At 74.8% G+C, this 17,542-nt stretch carries 16 protein-coding genes; 5 read left to right on the plus strand and 11 right to left on the minus strand.

Translation table 11 applies throughout. The features are described 5' to 3' along the window. A partial coding sequence (locus J1M41_RS06815) for an FAD-dependent oxidoreductase (RefSeq protein ID WP_206451413.1) occupies positions 1 to 529 on the minus strand: 529 nt, incomplete at its 3' end. Between the two features lie 219 nt (positions 530 to 748). Here J1M41_RS06815 and rarD point away from each other — a divergent pair. The 3 genes from rarD to J1M41_RS06830 are packed head-to-tail and all read left to right on the plus strand — an operon-like array spanning position 749 to position 2,646. Further along, positions 749 to 1,648: an EamA family transporter RarD gene (rarD, locus tag J1M41_RS06820; RefSeq protein WP_274607160.1), complete on the plus strand. Its 900-nt coding sequence runs from the start codon at positions 749 to 751 to the stop codon at positions 1,646 to 1,648. A gap of 9 nt (positions 1,649 to 1,657) precedes the next feature. Then, entirely contained in the window at positions 1,658 to 2,152 is a 495-nt protein-coding gene (locus tag J1M41_RS06825) for a hypothetical protein (protein ID WP_036384999.1), read from the plus strand. Then, positions 2,149 to 2,646, plus strand: coding sequence for an HIT family protein (locus J1M41_RS06830; RefSeq protein ID WP_036318075.1), 498 nt, complete (start codon positions 2,149 to 2,151; stop codon positions 2,644 to 2,646). The genes J1M41_RS06825 and J1M41_RS06830 overlap by 4 nt, the downstream gene beginning before the upstream one ends. Before the next feature lie 43 nt (positions 2,647 to 2,689). On the opposite strand, the gene J1M41_RS06835 is transcribed toward J1M41_RS06830, so the two are convergent. From J1M41_RS06835 to J1M41_RS06860, 6 genes are all read right to left on the minus strand, one after another. Then, positions 2,690 to 3,754 carry a polyprenyl synthetase family protein gene (locus J1M41_RS06835; protein ID WP_101967400.1) on the minus strand — a complete coding sequence of 355 codons (1,065 nt, stop codon included), beginning with the start codon at positions 3,752 to 3,754 and terminating at the stop codon, positions 2,690 to 2,692. Further along, the gene (locus J1M41_RS06840) at positions 3,751 to 5,103 is read right to left on the minus strand and encodes a geranylgeranyl reductase family protein (RefSeq protein ID WP_051995339.1); all 1,353 of its coding nucleotides are present in this window, start codon (positions 5,101 to 5,103) and stop codon (positions 3,751 to 3,753) included. The genes J1M41_RS06835 and J1M41_RS06840 overlap by 4 nt, the downstream gene beginning before the upstream one ends. After that, a complete protein-coding gene (gene menD, locus J1M41_RS06845) occupies positions 4,985 to 7,060 on the minus strand; it encodes a 2-succinyl-5-enolpyruvyl-6-hydroxy-3-cyclohexene-1-carboxylic-acid synthase (RefSeq protein WP_241247803.1) in 2,076 nt (691 codons plus the stop codon). Before menD ends, J1M41_RS06840 begins: the two co-directional genes overlap by 119 nt. 116 nt (positions 7,061 to 7,176) lie before the next feature. Then, positions 7,177 to 9,258, minus strand: coding sequence for a PhoX family phosphatase (locus J1M41_RS06850; RefSeq protein ID WP_206451415.1), 2,082 nt, complete (start codon positions 9,256 to 9,258; stop codon positions 7,177 to 7,179). Positions 9,259 to 9,486: 228 nt separating this feature from the next. After that, positions 9,487 to 10,560: an o-succinylbenzoate synthase gene (locus J1M41_RS06855; RefSeq protein ID WP_206451416.1), complete on the minus strand. Its 1,074-nt coding sequence runs from the start codon at positions 10,558 to 10,560 to the stop codon at positions 9,487 to 9,489. An 80-nt stretch (positions 10,561 to 10,640) separates the two neighbouring features. Then, on the minus strand, positions 10,641 to 11,099 hold the full coding sequence (locus J1M41_RS06860; RefSeq protein WP_241247804.1) for a hypothetical protein: 459 nt from the start codon (positions 11,097 to 11,099) through the stop codon (positions 10,641 to 10,643). Between the two features lie 155 nt (positions 11,100 to 11,254). Here J1M41_RS06860 and J1M41_RS06865 point away from each other — a divergent pair, with 155 nt between their 5' ends. After that, entirely contained in the window at positions 11,255 to 12,034 is a 780-nt protein-coding gene (locus tag J1M41_RS06865; RefSeq protein WP_342214080.1) for a phosphatase PAP2 family protein, read from the plus strand. 126 nt (positions 12,035 to 12,160) lie between these two features. Here J1M41_RS06865 and J1M41_RS06870 read toward each other — a convergent pair whose 3' ends face one another. From J1M41_RS06870 to J1M41_RS06880, 3 genes are read right to left on the minus strand one after another with little or no spacing between them, the layout of a single operon-like run. Next, the gene (locus J1M41_RS06870) at positions 12,161 to 13,651 is read right to left on the minus strand and encodes a dihydrolipoamide acetyltransferase family protein (RefSeq protein ID WP_206451417.1); all 1,491 of its coding nucleotides are present in this window, start codon (positions 13,649 to 13,651) and stop codon (positions 12,161 to 12,163) included. Beyond that, positions 13,648 to 14,697, minus strand: coding sequence for an alpha-ketoacid dehydrogenase subunit beta (locus J1M41_RS06875; protein WP_036316710.1), 1,050 nt, complete (start codon positions 14,695 to 14,697; stop codon positions 13,648 to 13,650). Before J1M41_RS06875 ends, J1M41_RS06870 begins: the two co-directional genes overlap by 4 nt. 2 nt (positions 14,698 to 14,699) lie before the next feature. After that, positions 14,700 to 15,902 carry a thiamine pyrophosphate-dependent enzyme gene (locus J1M41_RS06880; RefSeq protein WP_036382945.1) on the minus strand — a complete coding sequence of 401 codons (1,203 nt, stop codon included), beginning with the start codon at positions 15,900 to 15,902 and terminating at the stop codon, positions 14,700 to 14,702. Between the two features lie 187 nt (positions 15,903 to 16,089). On the opposite strand from J1M41_RS06880, the gene J1M41_RS06885 reads away from it, so the two are divergent. Further along, positions 16,090 to 16,563 carry an Lrp/AsnC family transcriptional regulator gene (locus tag J1M41_RS06885; RefSeq protein ID WP_036316705.1) on the plus strand — a complete coding sequence of 158 codons (474 nt, stop codon included), beginning with the start codon at positions 16,090 to 16,092 and terminating at the stop codon, positions 16,561 to 16,563. Positions 16,564 to 16,584: 21 nt separating this feature from the next. Here the strand turns inward: J1M41_RS06885 and J1M41_RS06890 are convergent. After that, the coding region (locus tag J1M41_RS06890; RefSeq protein ID WP_206451418.1) for an MFS transporter at positions 16,585 to 17,542 on the minus strand (958 nt) is incomplete at its 5' end.

Genomic DNA, 17,542 nt, shown 5'->3' on the forward strand with positions numbered 1-17,542 from the left:
TGGGCAACAGGTCCTCGGCATGCTTGGACAGGATCCGGGCCACATCCAGGGCCACGTTCCCGTTGCCGATCACCGCCACCTGCGTGGCCTCCAACGGCCAGTGCCGCGGCACATCCGGGTGCCCGTCGTACCAGGACGCGAAATCCGCGCCCCCGAACGAGCCGGCCAACTCCACCCCCGGCACGTCCAGGACAGCGTCCCGCACCGCCCCGGTGGAGAACACGATCGCGTCGTAATGCCGACGCAGATCCGCCAGGCTCAGGTCCGTGCCGTAGTCCACGTTCCCCAGGAAACGGATGTCCCCGCGGTCCATGACCTTGTGCAGCGCGGTCACGATGCCCTTGATGCGCGGATGGTCCGGGGCCACCCCGTAGCGGATCAGACCGAACGGGGCCGGGTACCGGTCGAACAGGTCGATGCTGACACGGAAGTCCCGTTCCTCCTTGGTCAGGATGTCCGCCGTGTACACCCCGGCGGGTCCGGCACCGATGATGGCGATGCGCAACGGGCGGTCAGGGCGAGCGGTCACGGCGGGTGGGTCCTTTTCGACGACGGCGGGGCGCGCCGGCAGGACGCAGGGCGGGGCCCGGCGCCGGCGCGCGGGATCGACCCCCCAGTCTACCGCCGTGACCGGGAGGAACCTGGGTGAGAGTGCTCACCCGGACCGTACAGTGGTCCGCGTGAGCCCCTCCTCCCCCTCTGCCCCCTGCCCACCGTCTCCCCTGCCCCGGCCGACGACCCGCGCGGGCTGGCCCTCGGCTTCACCGCCTACTTCGTGTGGGGCCTGCTGCCGCTCTACATGGCGATGCTCGCGCCCGCCGGGGCCCTGGAGATCGTGGTGGTGCGCATCGGCTTCGCCCTGATCTTCTGCCTGCTGCTGCTGACCGTGATGCGCCGCCTGCGCGAGCTGGGGACGACGTTGGCCACGCCCGGCCGCTGGGGCACCACGGGTCTGGCCGCCGGGATCATCGCGGTGAACTGGCTGCTGTACGCGGTCTCGGTCACCACGGGCAACGTGCTCCAGGCCTCGCTGGGCTACTTCATGAACCCGCTGGTGAACGTCCTGCTCGGCGTGCTCTTCCTCGGGGAGCGGCTGCGGCGGGGCCAGTGGGTGGCCGTCGGGATCGCGGTGGCCGCCGTCGTCGTGATGTCCGCGGCGATGGGGCAGGTGCCGTGGATCGCGCTCGGGCTGGCCACCTCGTTCGGGCTCTACGGCTTCGTGAAGAAGCGCTTCCCCTCCCCCGTGCACGCAGTGACCGCGATGACCGCCGAGACCGTGGTGCTGATCCCCGTGTTCGTGGTGGGCAGCGTGCTGCTGGCGCAGGCCGGGCTGCTCACCACGGTCACCGAGGGGCCCGGCCACTTCTGGCTCATGGCCGGGCTCGGCGTGCTCACCGCCGTTCCGCTCATCCTGTTCTCGGCGGCGGCCCGCTCCCTGACGCTGACCACGCTCGGGATGCTGCAGTACACGGCGCCCATCCTGCAGTTCCTCGTGGCGGTCACGGTGCTCGGCGAGCAGATGCCCGCGGCCCGCTGGGCGGGCTTCGGGCTGATCTGGCTGTCCCTGGCGGTGTTCACCGTGGACCAGCTGAACGCCTCCCGCCTGCAGCGTCGGGCGGTCCGGGCCGGGCGGGGCGCGCACGCCTAGACTGACGACATGCCCGCCAAGCCCCCCGCCCCCGTGTACCTCCCGGCCTTCCAGCGGCTCGTCCCGGACCTGCTGGGCGACGCCTGGGCCGAGGACGACGGCCTCTCCCCGGCCGACGTCGACGCCCGACTGGCCCAGTCCCCCGCGGCGGAGCAGCTCGGTGCCGGGCTCATGATCCCGGCCGCCCTGCGCGAGTTCTACCTCGCCCTGGGCAACTGCGGCGACCTCATGGAGACGGACCACTACGTGTGGGACCCCGAGGACCTCGAGGTGCGGGACGGCTTCCTCATGTTCCTGGAGGACGCGGACGAGACGGTCGTGTGGGGCCTGCCGGTGGACAACCTGGCGCTGCCGGACCCGCTGGTGTGGCGGCGCTCCGCCGGCGCCGACGCGCCCGAGGGCGAGTGGCAGGACGAGGGCGGCACCTTCAGCGAGTTCCTCACGGACCTGCTCGCGTGGACCTTCGAGGACCCCGAGGACGACGACGAGGGTCCGGACCGGTGACCGCGCCCGCCCCGGTCTCCCACGCCCCGGACGGCTACGTCTGCCCGTTCTGCGGGCTCGCAGCCGGCGACGTCTCCGACCCGGGCAACCGTTGCGAGCTCGGGGACACCGTCTACCAGGACGAGGACCTGCTCGTGCTCATCGCCGTGGACGGGTTCGGCGAGCACGAGGGACACGCCATGGTCTGCCCGGCCGAGCACTACGAGAACCTCTACGACCTGCCCCCGCGCGTGCTGCAGCGCATCGCCCTGATGGCCCAGCAGGTGGCGCTGGCCATGAAGCGTGCGTGGGCCCCGGAGGGAATCTCCACGCGCCAGCACAACGAGCCCGCCGGCAACCAGCACGTGTGGCACTACCACCTGCACGTCTTCCCGCGCTTCGAGGGGGACCTGCTCTACCGGCAGCTGCGCCACCCGGTGGCCCCGGAGGTCCGCGCCCTCAAGGCCCGGGAGCTCGCGGCCGCGCTGGACCCCGCCCCGACCCGCCTGGACTGAGCGGCCGCCCCGGATCACGGCGGTGACGCCGCGGACCGCGGCGTCAGGCCGAGCGCCCCACCACGTAGTCGGCGAACGCCTCGAGCGCCGTCTTCACGGCGGAGTCCGGCAACGGGGCGAGCGCCTGCTTGGCCTGCTCCGCCCAGCCGCGGGTGATCGCCCACGCCTCGTCGATGGCGGGGTGGCCCGTGAGCGCGGCGACGGCGGCGGCCAGCTGCTCGTCGGTGTCGAGCGGCCCGTCCACGAGCGCGCGCACCCGGCGGGCGTCCTCCGCCTCCGGCCCCTCCCCCTGCGCCGCCCGGGCCAGCAGCAGCGTGGTCAGGGTGGGCACGCGCTCGCGCAGGTCCGTGCCGGGGACCTTGCCGATCCGCTCGGCGTCGCCGGTGAGGTCGATCAGGTCGTCGGCGAGCTGGAAGGCCAGGCCCACCTTCTCGCCGTAGGCGCGCATCACCTGGACGGCGGCCTCGTCGGCCCCGCCCAGCAGCGCGCCGAGCATGCCGGCCGCGGCGATCAGCGAGCCGGTCTTGCCGGAGAGCACCGCGTAGTAGTGCTCGATCGGATCCGCGCCCTCGGCCGGGCCGCGAGTCTCCCACAGCTGGCCCTGCACGAGGCGTTCGAAGGTGTCCGCCTGGATCTGCACGGGCCGCGGGCCGAGCTCGGCCATGAGCTGGGAGGCGCGGGCGAAGATCAGGTCGCCGGCCAGGATCGCCGCCGAGTTTCCCCACAGTCGGTGGGCGGCGGGGGCGCCGCGGCGCACGGGGGCCTCGTCCATCACGTCGTCGTGGTACAGCGTGGCCAGGTGCGTCAGCTCCATCACGACGGCGGCCTGGCGGGCGGGCGCGTCCACGTCGGCGACCTCGCCGGAGGCCAGGGCGGGGTCGCCCAGGAGGGAGGCGAGCACCGTCAGGACCGGACGGACCCGCTTGCCGCCGGCGGCCAGCAGGTGGTGGGCGGCGGTGTCGGAGAAGAGGTCGTCGAAGCCGAGGGCGCTGTCCAGCTGCTCCTCGACCTGCTCGAGCGCGGTCAGCACGACCTCCAGGACACGGCCATGCTCGGCGAGGGGTTCGAAGCCGGAGGGCAGGGCGAAGCCGGGGTCTGCGGTGGTCACCGGGCAAGCCTACCCAACGGCGCGCCGCCCGCGGTCGTCAGCGCGGGGGTGAGCGCCTCGAGCACGCGGACGGCCCGGTCGACGGCGTCGCCGCCCCGCGCGTCCACCGTGTTGCCCATGACCTTCACCGCGGCCCGCAGCAGCGGGGGTGCGGCCATCCCGGCGCCCAGCGCCGCCTTCATCACGCGCGGATCGCCGATCAGGCGGGCGAACCGGGCGCCGAGGGCGAAGTGGCGGCCCCACAGGTGCTGGGTGATCACCGGGTAACGGGACAGGATCGCGTCCGCGGCGCCGTCGGTCCCGGCCGCGTGCGCCTGCACCGCCAGCTCCGCGGCGAGGCGGGCCGCCTCCATCGCGAACCCGATGCCCTCGCCGTTGAACGGGGACACCATGCCGGCCGCGTCGCCCACCAGGAGCATGCCCGGCACGTGCTGCGGGGTGCGGTTGAACGCCATCGGCAGGGCCGCGCCGAGGATCCGCGAGGTGCGCGTCTGCTCGGCGATCCCCCAGTCCGCGGTGAGCGCCCCGGTCCAGGACTTCAGCAGCCCGCGGTAGTCCAGCTTCCCGAACTGCGGGGAGGTGTCCAGGATGCCCAGGCCCACGTTCACGGTGCCGTCCGCGAGCGGGAACAGCCAGCCGTAGCCGGGCAGCGGGTTGCCCTCGGCATCCGGCAGGCGCAGCCAGGACTCCATCCACTCCCCCCGGTCGCCGGGCGGGGCGGGGATCGCCCCGTCGACGGCGGCGCCGGCGGTGTAGTAGGCCCGCACGGCCACGCCCATGGGCCGGTCCTCGCGGCGGTGCAGGCCCGCGGAGACGGCGGCGCGGGCGGAGACGCCGTCGCACGCGAGCACGATCGGTGCGGTGAAGCGGGCGGTCTCCCCGGTCTTGCGGCCGTTCGGCGCGATCAGCTCCGCGTCCAGCCCGACCACGCGTCCGGCCTCGTCCCGCACGACGCCGGTGACGGCGTGCCGCTCGCGGACCTCGGCGCCGCGGGTGCGCGCCAGGTCCGCCAGGAGGGCGTCGAAATCGCGTCGGGTGCGCGTGAGCGCGTAGTCCGGCCACGTCTGGGTGGGCGCCCACGGCACGTCCACGCTGCGCTCGCCCGCGCGCAGCCGCAGGCCGCGGATGACGCGCCAGCCGCCGTCGTCGCCGGGCTCGCCCCGGTGGGGCACGCCGAGCAGCTGCAGCTCCCGGACCGCCTGCGGGGTCAGGCCGTCGCCGCAGACCTTCTCACGCGGGTGCGCGGTCTTCTCGAGCACCACCACGTCCAGCCCCGCCGCGGCGAGGTGGGCGGCGGCGGTGGCGCCGGCGGGGCCGCAGCCGGAGATCAGCACGTCGGCACGGCGCACGACGGCGGGGGTCGAGTCGGGCGCGGGCGACGTCGGCGTGTCGGTCACTGGGGGGCCTCCTCGGCGGCGAGCTCGGCGGTGGGCGGGGCGGGTCCGGGACGGGGCACGCCGGCGGGAACGTGGCGCGCACCGCCGCGGCCAGGGCGGCGGCGACGCGCGGGCGGTCGGCGCGGTCGCAGCGGATCTCGAGCAGGCGCCGGCCCCGTACCGGGTCGGCGAGGGCTCGGACGAGGTCGACGCGGTCGGTGACCCGCGTGTGCGGGACGCCGTACGCGGCGGCCAGGGCGGCCAGGTCCACGCCGTGCGGGGTGCCGAAGAGCCGTTCGACGGGGTCCGCCATGCCGGGCGCCTCGGCCACGGCCCCGTGTTCGAGGCTCGCGAAGATCGCCCCGCCGTCGTCGTTGACGACCACGAGGTCGAGGTCCGGCTCGGTCTCGGTGGGGCCCACGAGCAGGCCGCCCGCCTCGTGCAGGGCGGTGAGGTCGCCGAGCAGGGCCACGGTCCGCCGTCCGCGCGCCAGTGCGACGCCCGCGGCCGTGGAGACGGTCCCGTCGATCCCGGCGAGCCCGCGGTTGGCGTACACCTCCGCGTCCGGCGCCGAGGGGGGCCGCCAGGTCAGGTCCACGTCCCGGATCACCGAGGACGAGCCCAGCACGAGCGGGCCCCGGACCATGGCGGCGCTCACGTGCGCCACCGTCTGCGGGCTGAGCCGGTCGCCGGCGTCGGTGGTGACGAGCACGTCCTCCACGGCGGCCTGGGCGCGCATCGAGGCGTGCTGCCACGCGGCGAGCCAGCCGGGCTCGCCCTGCCCGGCGAAGGCGGCGAGCTCCTCGAGGGTCTCCACGGGCGTCTCCCGGCGCCGGCCCGGCTCGAACCACGGTGCGGGCTCGGGGGCGTGCAGGGCCGTGGCGACGTCGGGGCGGGCCAGCAGGGCGTTGACCGTCCGGGTGAGCGTGGGCCGGCCGAACAGCACGACCCGTTCGATGCGGGCGGCCAGAGGGTGTGCGTCCGCGTCGCGCCCGCCGGCCGCGCCCAGCAGGAGCGGATAGGCGGCGATGGCGTTGGCGGAGAACCGCGCGTTCGAGGACGGCTCGGCCAGCAGGGGCAGGCCCAGGGACAGCGCGAAGGCCGCGGCCACGGGGCCGGCACCGTGGCAGGCCAGCACGACGGTGCGCCGCTGGTCCAGGCGGGCGACGTCCAGCTCGGGCAGCCCCGAGAGCACCGCCCCGGGCGCCCGGTAGGTCGACGCGGCGGGGGCCGGGCTCGCGCCGGTCGGGGCGACGGCCGGAGCAGGGGTGTGCGGCGCCGCGGCGGCGCCCATGGCGGCCGCCTCCTCAGGGCTCGGCACGAGCGGGTCGCGGAAGTGCAGGTTCAGGTGGACGGGCCCGGCCGGGGCCTCTGCCATCGTCACCGGACCGGGCGCGCCGTCGTCGGAACCGGCCTCGGCGACGACCCCCTCGGCCGCCAGCAGGGCCCGGCGCACGGTGGCCCGCACATGGCGCAGATGCTGCTCGGCGTCCACGCCGTCGGCCGCGTCGCAGCCGAGGGAGGCGGCAAGGCGGACGTGCGTGCCGAACACCTCCCTCTGGTCCGTGGTCTGGTTCGCACCGGTGCCGTGCAGCTCGGGCGGACGATCCGCGGTCAGCGCGATCACGCGCGTGCCGGCGTGGAAGGACTCCATCAGGGCGGGCAGCAGGTTCCCGACGGCGGTGCCCGACGTGGTCAGCACGCCCACCGGGCGCCCCGAGGCCAGCGAGAGCCCGTGGGCGAGGAAGCCGGCCGAGCGCTCGTCCACCCGCACGTGCAGGCGGACCTCGCCGGCTCGCTCGAGGGCCGCGAGCGCGTAGGCCAGCGGGGCGGAGCGGGAGCCGGGGCAGACCACCGCGTCCCGCATGCCGGCGTCGATCAGGGCGGTGGCGACGGCGCGCGCCACGGAGAGGGAGTCGACGGAGGTCATGGTGGCCACCAGTCTAGGCCCGGGCGCGGACGGGCCCCGGACGCGGCGAGGCCGCCACGGTGACGCGGTGGCGCCGGCCGTGACGGCCTCGTCGAGGGTCCTCGCGGAGGCGGGGGTCAGCCCTTCGGGCCCTTGCCGGCGCCCTTGCCGATGCCGTTGTTCCCGGTGGCGTTGAACACCTGGACGACGCACGGACGCGGGGCCGCGACCTTGTCGCCCACCTGGACCGGGCCGGTCGGGCTCAGGAAGTCCGGGAAGTAGGAGGTGTGCGCGCCCCAGGTGCCGTCCTCGCCCGGGTGCTGGACGTTGACGAACACGGAGTTGTCGCGGTCGTGGATCACGGGGCCGCAGGTCTCGGCGTCGCGGGGGACGGCGAGGAACTGCTGGACGCGGCCGCGCTCGGCGCCGTCGAGGGTGACCTTGTGCAGCGCGTCGGCGTAGCCGATGGTGCCGGGCTGGCCGTCGGTGGAGATCCAGAGGTTGCCCTCGGAGTCGAACGCCAGGTTGTCCGGGCAGGAGATCGGGGAGGCCTTCTCCTTCGGGTAGCCGGCGAAGTAGGCCGAGGAGGAGACCGCCGGGTCGCCGGCGAGCAGCAGGATGACCCAGGTGAAGGTGGTGGAGGTGTGATCCCCGCCCCGCTCGGTGATCTCGATGACGTGGCCGTCGCGGTTGCCGATGACCGGGTTGGCCTCGTCCACGGCGGTGCGCTTGGTGTTGTTGGTCAGGGCCGCGTAGACCTTGCCGGTGACCGGGTTGGTCTCGACGTCCTCCGGGCGGTCCATCTTGGTGGCGCCCATCTTGTCTGCCGCGAGGCGGGTGTAGACGAGGACCTCGGCCAGGGACATGCCCGGGACGAAGGACGTCTTCTCGTCGGCCAGGGCGATCCACTCGCCGGAGCCGTCGAAGGCGCCGTCCGAGGGCAGGGTGCCCTTGCCGTCGATCTGGGCGGCCGGGGAGTCGCCGGAGAACTTGGCCACGTAGAGGGTGCCCTTGTCCATCAGGCGCATGTTGTGCTTCTTGTCGCCCTCGCGGACCTTCTCTGCGGAGACGAACTTGTACAGGTAGTCGTGGCGCTCGTCGTCGCCGGAGTAGACCACGGCGTGGCCGGACGGGGAGATCACGGCGGTGCCGGCCTCGTGCTTGAAGCGGCCCAGGAGGGTGTGCTTCACGGGCGTGGAGGTCGGGTCCTCGGGGTCGATCTCGACGACCCAGCCGAAGCGGTTGGCCTCGTTCTCGTAGCCGGGCTTGGTCAGGTCGAAGCGGTCGTGGACCTTCTCCCAGCCGCGGCTGGTGGCGGAGGCGGAGATGCCGTAGCGCTTCTCCTCGGCGGTGCCGCGACCCTTGAAGTACTGGTTGAAGTTCTCCTCGCCGGAGAGCACGGTGCCCCACGGGGTGGTGCCGCCGGCGCAGTTGTTCAGGGTGCCCAGCACGCGGGTGCCGGTCGGGTCCTCGACGGTCGTGAGCAGCGCGTGGCCGGCGGCCGGGCCGCGGACCTCGAACTCGGTGGTGCCGGTGATGCGGCGGTTGCGGCGGCCGCCGCGGACGTACTCCCACGGGGCGCCGCGCTTGGCGCGCTTGAGGTCCACGATCGACAGGCCGTGGGCCTGGAGGCCGACGTTGACGACGTCCTCGAAGTTCGAGGCGATGTACTCCGGGGAGAACATGATGTTCTCGTTGGTGTACTCGTGGTTGGAGACGAGGTAGCCGGAGCGGTCGTTGCCGCCGTCGGTGATGATGTTCAGGTAGTCGTTGTTGTAGCCGAACTGGGCGGCCTGCGACGCACCGGTCTGGTGCTCGATGTCGAACTCCGGGGAGTCGGCGAACAGCGGGTCGCCCCAGCGGATCACGGTGCCCCAGTCGTAGCCCTCCGGCACGGTCATGGTGTCCACGGTGCGGCTCACCGGCGCGATGGGCTCGAAGGGGAGCTTGCCGCCGCCGGTCGGGCGCCGGCCGTTGTCCGCGAGCGCCTCGGGGGCCTGGGCCACCTGGGAGCCGATGACGACGGCGGCGGCGAGACCGGTGCCGCCGACCAGGGCGGAGCGGCGCGAGATGGCGGTCTCCGCGATCTGCTGGAAGGTCGGGTTCGCCGAGGTGTTGGGCACCGGGTGGGCGCACGCGTTGCCGCACTTGAGCTCGCACGTGACGGCGGAGCGGTTGCCACGGGTGTGGCCGGCCATGGGGAGGAGGCGCTTCAGCATGACGGGGTCCTTCGCGTCGTGGGGATGGTTCGGGGTCCGGTGCCGGGCCGGAGGCGACCCCGGGGGTGAGACCGGCCGGGGCCGCCATCACCTTGGCCCCTCGCTCCGAGCGGCGAGCCACGCCCAGGTGGCCGCGAGTTGAACTCTTCCCGGCCGCCGGATTTCGCCCCGTCGACATGCTGTAATCCGGCTCACCTTCCCCGCGCCGACGGGGACCGGGCGGGCTCGTCAGCCCTGCGCGGCCAGCACCGCGTGGGCCGCGCGCAGGCGGTCGGCCCACCACGCCTGCCGCGTCCCGTCCGCCCGGACGCGGTCGAGCAGCTCCGGGTCGGGGGCGGGTGCCCGCTCCCCCGGTGCCGGGAGGGCCCCCGCGCGCGGGCGCCAGGCCGGGGCGACGACGTCGTGCTCGAAGAGGGCCGCGGTGCCGAGCCCGCACGCGTGCGGCAGGGACGGCAGGCAGGCGGCGAGCGCGGCGCCGCCGGCGATGCCCACGGAGGTGTCTAGCGCGGAGGAGACCACCGCGGGCAGCCCCGCGGCCGCCACGATCGCCGCGGCGCGGCGCACGCCCCCGAGCGGCTGGACCTTCACCACGATCAGGTCCGCGGCCCCGGCGGCCGCGACGGCGAGCGGGTCCTCGGCCTTGCGGACCGCCTCGTCCGCGGCGATCGGGGTGGGGACGCCCCGGGCGCGCAGCTCCGCGCGGACCTCCGCGAGGTCGGTGATGCCGGGCACGGGCTGCTCCGCGTACTCGAGGCCGACGTCGGCCAGCGCGGTGAGCACGTCAACGGCCTCGGCGGGCGTCCAGCCGGCGTTGGCGTCGACGCGGACCTGCGCGTGGGGCAGCAGCGCGCGCACCCGCCGCACGCGGGCCAGGTCGGCCTCGCGGCTGCCGGGGACGAGCCCGCCCTCGGGGCCGTGCTCGGCCACCTTGACCTTGACCGCGGTGATGCCGTCGCCGTAGCGGGCCAGGACGGCCTCGACGTCGTCCGCGGCCACCGCGGGCACGGTGGCGTTGACGGGGACCGTCTCGCGGACCGGGGCGGGCCAGCCCTGCCAGCCGGCCTCGATCGCGGCGGCCAGCCACGCGGCGCACTCGTGCGGACCGTACTCCGGGAACGGGGAGAACTCGGCCCAGCCCGCCGGGCCGCGCAGCAGCAGGGCGTGGCGCAGGTCCGTGCCGCGGAACCGCACGCGCATCGGCAGGGCGACCGCGACGGCGTCGGCCAGCAGCTCCTCGACGCTCGGCAGGGCGGGACCGCCCGGCGCGCCGGGCAGCGGGGGCAGGGCGGGGGCGGTGCTCATGCGGCCAGTGTAGGAAGGGCGCTCGGCTCCCGTTCCGACGGGCGCCGGCGGGGTGGGACTGTCTGTGTCGGCGCCGACGCTCAGACGGCGCGGAGGTAGCCGAGGGCTCGGGCCAGGTCCACGGCGCGGTCGTGAGCGCCGAGCACCCCCTCCAGGCCGGCGACGACGGCGGCCGTCACCTCCTCGGTGAGATGCCAGTCGGCGGTGAACGGGTCGTCGAAGCGCGCCCACGCCGTGCCCACGGCCGCGAGCGCGCGGGTCATCTCCGTGAGGTCCCGGAAGACCGGTCGCGGCTCGTCCAGGCGGTCCTCCCAGCCCTCGTCTCCCGGGGCCATGAGCACCTGACCGGTGGAGGCCGCGTGGATGAACGGGTCGGCGCCCTGCTTGGCCACCACCGTCCAGTCCTCGTTCCAGTCCACCAGCAGCGCACCGGTTCGGTGGTTCCACCGGTAGCCGGCCTGCTCGTCCCAGAGGCGGTCCAGCGGGAAGAACATCACGGGCAGGCCGAGGGTGTCGATCTCCAGCCACTCCGGCCCCACGTAGCGGTAGAAGTCGGCCAGGTCCGGGGCGAGGGGCTCCTCGGCGGCCCACTCGATGGGCTCCTGCCGGCTCAGCCGGCCGAACGGGGCCAGGGCGTCCCGGGCGGCCAGCAGGTCCTCGGCCGAGAGACGGGGCCGGGGGCCCGGCTCGGCACGTGCTGGTCTACGCCGCCCTGGTGTGGTCCTCCGCCGGCCAGGTGCTCGAGTACCAGGTGTTCCGTGCCGTCGAGGAGCGCTACGCGGACACCGTGCCGGACGTGGCCTCCCAGGTGGTGCGGATCCTGCCGCTCGGGCTGGCGGTCGGCATGGCGCTGGCCTCGCTCGGCGCGCTCGCCGTGGCCCGGTGGCGGCGGCGGGGGCTGCTCGCCCTCCTCGTGCTGGCCGGGTCCAACCTCACCACGCAGCTGCTCAAGGCGGCGCTTCCGCGGCCCGAGCACGCCGACGGGGTCCCGTGGTCCGGCGGCAACTCACTGCCCTCGGGCCACATGACGCTCGCGACGGGCGCCGCGGTGGCCGCGCTGCTGGTCGTGCCCGCCCGGTGGCGACCTCTCACCACCGTCCTCGGCGCCGTGGTGAGCGCCTGCACCGGCGCCGTCGCCTACATGGAGGCCTGGCACCGGCCGTCGGACATGGCCGCCGCGGCGCTCGTGTCCGCCGCCTGGGGCCTGCTCGCCGTGCCGTTCGCCCGGTACGACGGCGCACCGCGGCCCGCACCGCGCGGCGCCCGCGGCGTGGAGGCCACGCTCTGGTCCCTGGGCGTCGCGGGCCTGGCGGCCGGGCTGACACTGCTGGCCCTCACCCTCGACACCCCCGCGACCAGCGGCGCAGGCCCCCACCCGGCGGCCGAGCCGGCCGGGATCCTGCTCAGCGCCTCCCCCGCGGTCCTGCTGTGGGGCGCGCTCGGCACGGCCTTTCGCCGCGGCCGCGCGGACTGACCCCTCCCCGCACGCTCACCGCACCCCCGCCAGACGACGAGCCCTGCGATGTGGCGGCCATTCCTCGCGGATGGCCGCCACATCGCAGGGCTCGTCCGGGGTCGAGGCGGGCGGGGATCGTCCGGATCAGATCCGGGCGAGGGCCGCCGTCGGGTCGTGGAGGCAGTCCGCCACGAACGTGAGGAACGCGCTCGCGGTGGCGCCGTCGGTGACGCGGTGGTCGAAGGTCACGGTCATCTCGGTGACCTTGCGGACCACGATCTCCCCGTCCACGACCCACGGGCGGTCGATGATCCGGCCGATGCCGAGCATCCCGACCTCGGGCACGTTGATGATCGGCGTGGCGCCGTCCGTGCCCAGCGGGCCGTAGTTGTTCAGCGTGAACGTGCCGCGGGTGAGCTCGGCCGCGGCGGCCCTGCCCGCGCGGGCGCGGCTGACGGTGTCGTTGATCGCGGCGGTGAGCTCGTCCGCGGACAGCTTCTCCGCGTGCTCGATGGACGGCACCATGAGGCCGCGGTCGGTCTGCACGGCCAGACCGAGGTGGACGCCGTCGACCTCCACGATCTCGTCCTGGCCGTCCGCCCCCGCCTCGATGCGCGCGTTCATCACCGGGTACCGGCGCAGGCCGGCCAGGGTGAAGCGGGCGATCAGGCCGAGCAGCGAGGGCGCGTTCTCCGGGTCCTTCGCCTTGAGCGCGGCCCGCAGCTCGAGCAGGGCGGTGACGTCCACGTCCAGCCACGCCGTGACCTCCGGGACCTCGCGGCGCGAGCGGGAGAGCTGGTCCGCGATCACCTTGCGCACCCCCGAGATCGGGGTGCGGGCGACGACGGCCAGGCCGGTCCGCCCGTCCACGGCGCCCGGCTGCGCGGTGGCCTCGGCCGCCGGGACGGCGGCGGCCGACGGGGCCGGGGTCGGGGTGGCCTGCGGGGCGAAGCCCTCGACCGCCGCGAGCACGTCGGCGCGGGTGATCAAGCCGTCCGGGCCCGTGCCGGTCAGCGCGGCCACGTCCACGCCCTTCTCGCGGGCGAGCTTGCGGACGATCGGGGAGGTCACGCGCGGGGCGCCGGCCCCGGCCGTGGGGGCCGGCGTCGGGCGGGCGGCGCCGCGGCCGCGCTTGGACGGACGGCTGCGGGAGGTGGCCTTGTGGCCGGAGGTGCCGTAGCCGATGAGCACGGCGCCGGAGGCCTCGTCGTCGGAGCCGGCGACGTCGCCGTCGCCGCCGCGGGCCTTGTCCGGCTTCGGCTGGACGCCGGCCATCTCCTCCTCGCGGTAGCTCAGCGCGCCGGGGCGGGCGGCCTCGGCAGCGGCCGCACCGGTGGCCGGCGGGACGGCCAGGGCCTCGGTGCCGGCGGCGGGCGCGGAGCCCTCACCGGACTCGCCGGCCGCGCCGATGGTGATCAGCGGGCTGCCGACGTCCATGGTCTCGCCCTCGGCGCCGTGCAGGGTCAGCACGGTGCCGGCGTACGGGCTCGGCACCTCGACGAGGGCCTTGGCGGTCTCGACCTCGACCATGGGCTGGTCGACGGCCACGGTGTCGCCCTCGGCGACGAGCCAGCGGACGATGTCGGCCTCGGTCAGGCCTTCGCCCAGGTCGGGCAGCAGGAAGGTGTTGCTCATGCGCGGGCCTCCTCGGCGTCCAGGTCCCAGTTCAGGTCGTCGATCGCGTCCAGGATGCGGTCGATGTTCGGCAGGTGGTGCTCCTCGAGCTTCGGCGCGGGGAACGGGATGTCGAAGCCGGTCACGCGGCCCACGGGCGCCGCCAGCGAGTGGAAGCAGCGCTGCTGGATCCGGGCCACCAGCTCGGAGGCCACGGATGCGAAGCCCTGCGGCTCGGCGACGACGACGGCGCGGCCGGTCTTGGCGACCGAGGCGGCCATCGTGTCCTCGTCCAGCGGGTTCACGGTGCGCAGGTCCACGACCTCCACCGAGAGCCCCTCCTCCGCGGCCGCGTGGGCGGCGGCGAGGCAGGTGGGCACGGAGGGGCCGTAGGAGACGAGGGTGACGTCCGTGCCCTCGCGGACGACGGCGGCGCGCGCCCAGGCCTCGCCGTGCTCCTTCTTGTCCTCGACGCGGGCCCAGCCCTCCTCGAACTCGGCGCGCAGCTGGTCGAGGTCGAGCTCGGCCTTGGTCCAGTACATCTTCTTGGGCTCCATGAAGACCACCGGGTCGTCCAGGCGGATGGCCGAGCGCAGCATCATGTACGCGTCCTTCACCGAGGCCGGGGTGTACACCTTCAGGCCCGGGGTGTGCGCGTAGTAAGACTCGGAGGAGTCGCAGTGGTGCTCCACGCCGCCGATGCCGCCGCCGTAGGGGATGCGGATGGTGATCGGCATGGGCGTGGCGCCCTTGGTGCGGTTGCGCATCTTGGCCACGTGCGAGGCGATCTGCTCGAAGGCCGGGTACGCGAACGCGTCGAACTGCATCTCGATCACGGGGCGGGCGCCGCCGAGGGCCATGCCCACGGCCATGCCCGCGATGCCGGACTCGGCCAGCGGGGTGTCGAAGCAGCGCTCCTCGCCGAAGCGCGCGGTCAGCCCGTCCGTGATGCGGAAGACGCCGCCGAGGGTGCCGACGTCCTCGCCGAACACCACCACCATGTCGTCGGCGGCCATCTCGTCGGCCAGCGCCGCGTTGAGCGCGGCGGCGAAGGTCAGGGTCGCCATGCTCAGGCCTCCTGGTTCTCGGAACGGGACAGCTCCTCGGCCAGCTGCGCGCGCTGGGCGGCGAGCTGCGGGGTCTGCACGGAGTAGACGTGGTCGAACAGCTCGAGCGGATCGAGCTCCGTCTCGGCGTTCATGGCGTCACGCAGCTGCTGCGCGACGTCCTCGGCGTCGCGGGCGATCTGGGCCGAGACCTCCTCGGTGAGGGCGCCGGTGGACTCGAGGTAGGCGGTCATGCGGCGCAGCGGGTCGCGCGCCTCCCACTCCTTCACCTCGGCGTCGTCGCGGTAGCGCGAGGGGTCGTCCGTGTTGGTGTGCGCCTGCATGCGATAGGTGTCCGCCTCCACGAGGAAGGGGCCCTGGCCCTGCCGGCACAGCTCCACGGCGCGGCCCAGCACGGCCAGCAGGGCGCCGAGGTCGTTGCCGTCCACGCGCTCGCCGGCCAGGCCGTAGCCCACGGCCTTGTGGGCCAGGGACGGGGCGGCCGACTGCTTGGCGAACGGCACGGAGATGGCGAACTTGTTGTTCTGCACGAAGAAGATCACCGGCAGCTTGAACACGGCCGCGAAGTTCAGCGCCTCGTGGAAGTCGCCCTCGGAGGTGCCGCCGTCGCCGACCATCGCCAGGCACACGACCTCCTCGCCGCGCAGTCGGGCGGCCTTGGCCATCCCGACGGCGTGCAGCATCTGGGTGGTCAGGGGCGTGGACTGGATGGAGACGTGGTGCTTCTGGGGGTCATAGCCCTGATGCCAGGTGCCCTGGTAGGCCACCATCACCTCGAGCGGCGGGACGCCGCGGGCGATCACGGCCACGGTGTCGCGGTAGGTCGGGAACAGCCAGTCGTGCTCGCCCAGGCAGACGGCGGCGGCGACCTCGGAGGCCTCCTGGCCGTGCGAGGACGGATAGACGGCCATGCGGCCCTGGCGCACCAGGGCGTAGGCCTGGTCGTTGACGCGGCGGCCGATGACGAGGTGGCGGTAGGCGGCCAGCAGCTCCTCGTCGGAGGGCAGGGGATACTCGTGGCCGGGCTCGGTGCCCTGCTCCTCCGGGGCCAGCAGCGTGCCGTCCTCGCCGATCAGCTGGATGCGGCGGGCGGCGGGGAGCAGGTACTCCTCGAGGGAGATGCCGAAGGCGGCGCCGGCGTTCGGGCGGGTCTCGGCCTCGTCGGTCCGGGCGGCCCCGGGCACGGCGGGGGTGGGGTCACTCATGGCGGGTCCTCTCGATCTGTGGCCTTCAGTGTGCCCAAGAGGGTCAATGTGTCGCTCGCCCGCCCGTGATCACGAGACAATCGAATGCAAACCAGGCACTCCATCAGACGAACTGCTATGGTGACTCGTGCCACGTAGACGGTCCGCCGCCGCGTGGCCGACCCGTCCGCCCGCCCCAGGAGGAGCCATGGCCGCCGAGCCGCTGGACCGCGTGGACCGCGCGATCGTCCGCGAACTGACGCAGGACGGGCGGATGTCCGTCGCGGCCCTGGCCGAGCGCGTGCACATCTCCCGCGCGCACTGCTACTCGCGCCTGAACCGCCTGCAGGACGCGGGCGTGATCACAGGCTTCACCGTGCGGGTCGACCCCGTCAAGGTCGGCTTCGGGGCCTCCGCCCACGTGACCATGAAGCTGCGTCAGCACGACTGGCGCGAGCTGCGCGCCACGCTCCTGGCCATCCCCGAGGTCTCCCACGTCTCCCTCGTGGGCGGGAACATGGACGTGATCCTGCTGGTCCGCGCGCGGGACACCGCCGACCTGCGCCGCGTGATCTTCGACGAGCTGCAGACCCTGCCGAGCGTCGTCGACACGCAGACGTACATGGTGTTCGACGACCAGGCCTCCGGGCAGACCATCCCCCCGGACGAGACCGCCGACTGAGCCGACGGCCCGGCGCCCCGGTCAGCGCGAGCGCACGACGACGGCCGGCGGGTCCGCCACGGCCCCCGGCCCGCGCGGCAGCACCGCGGCGAACACGACCGCTCCGACACCGCAGACGACCGCGAGGGAGCCGACGCCGACGGCCAGCCCGGCCGCGGCGGTCACCCCGGACAGCAGCAGCGGCCCGGCCAGCATCCCCGCGTCGGACATCGAGCGCCACAGGCCGAGGAACTGGGCGCGCGCGTTCGGCGGCGAGTGGTCCGCCCCGAGGGTCATCACGATCCCCGCGCCGAAGCCGTTGCCGATGCCCAGCAGCACCGCCGCCGCCGCGAACGCCGTCGGCTCCCGGGTGAAGCTGATGGCCAGGAACCCCGCCCCCAGCAGGGTCAGGCACGGCACCGCCACGGCGCGCCGGCCGAAGCGGTCCATGAGCCGGCCCGAGGGGTAGAAGAGCAGCAGGTCCGCCGCGCCGGCCAGGCCGAAGACGAGCGACGCCGTCGCCGCGTCCAGGCCCAGGTGCGTGGCCCACAGCGGGATGACGGCGTTGCGCGCCGCGCGGGCGGCGGAGACGGCCACGACACCGAAGCCGGCCGTGAGCAACGCCCCCCGCCGGGCGCGCGCCACGTCCAGCAGCCGGGGTCGACCGGCCGGGCCGGGCTCCTCCCCCGCCGCCGGACCGGACGCCGGCACCGGCAGATCCCGGATCCGCAGGCACAGCAGGGCGCCGACGGCCATGGCCGCGGCGGCCGCGGCGAACGCGCCGTCCAGCCCGAGCGGGGCCTGCGCGGCCGCGCCCAGGAACGGGCCCAGGAAGGTCCCGATCCGCACGGTCCCGCCGAGCGTGGACATCGCGCGGGCCCGGTGCGTGGCCGGCACCGCCACCGCCAGGTACGCCTGACGGGCCAGGTTGAACCCGGCCCCGGCCATGCCCACGGCGAGCACCGCGGCCAGGAACAGCGCCAACCGCCCCGGCTCGGCC

Origin of the sequence: Micrococcus sp. KRD096, from assembly GCF_017168495.1 — a bacterium.
GTDB lineage: Bacteria > Actinomycetota > Actinomycetes > Actinomycetales > Micrococcaceae > Micrococcus > Micrococcus luteus.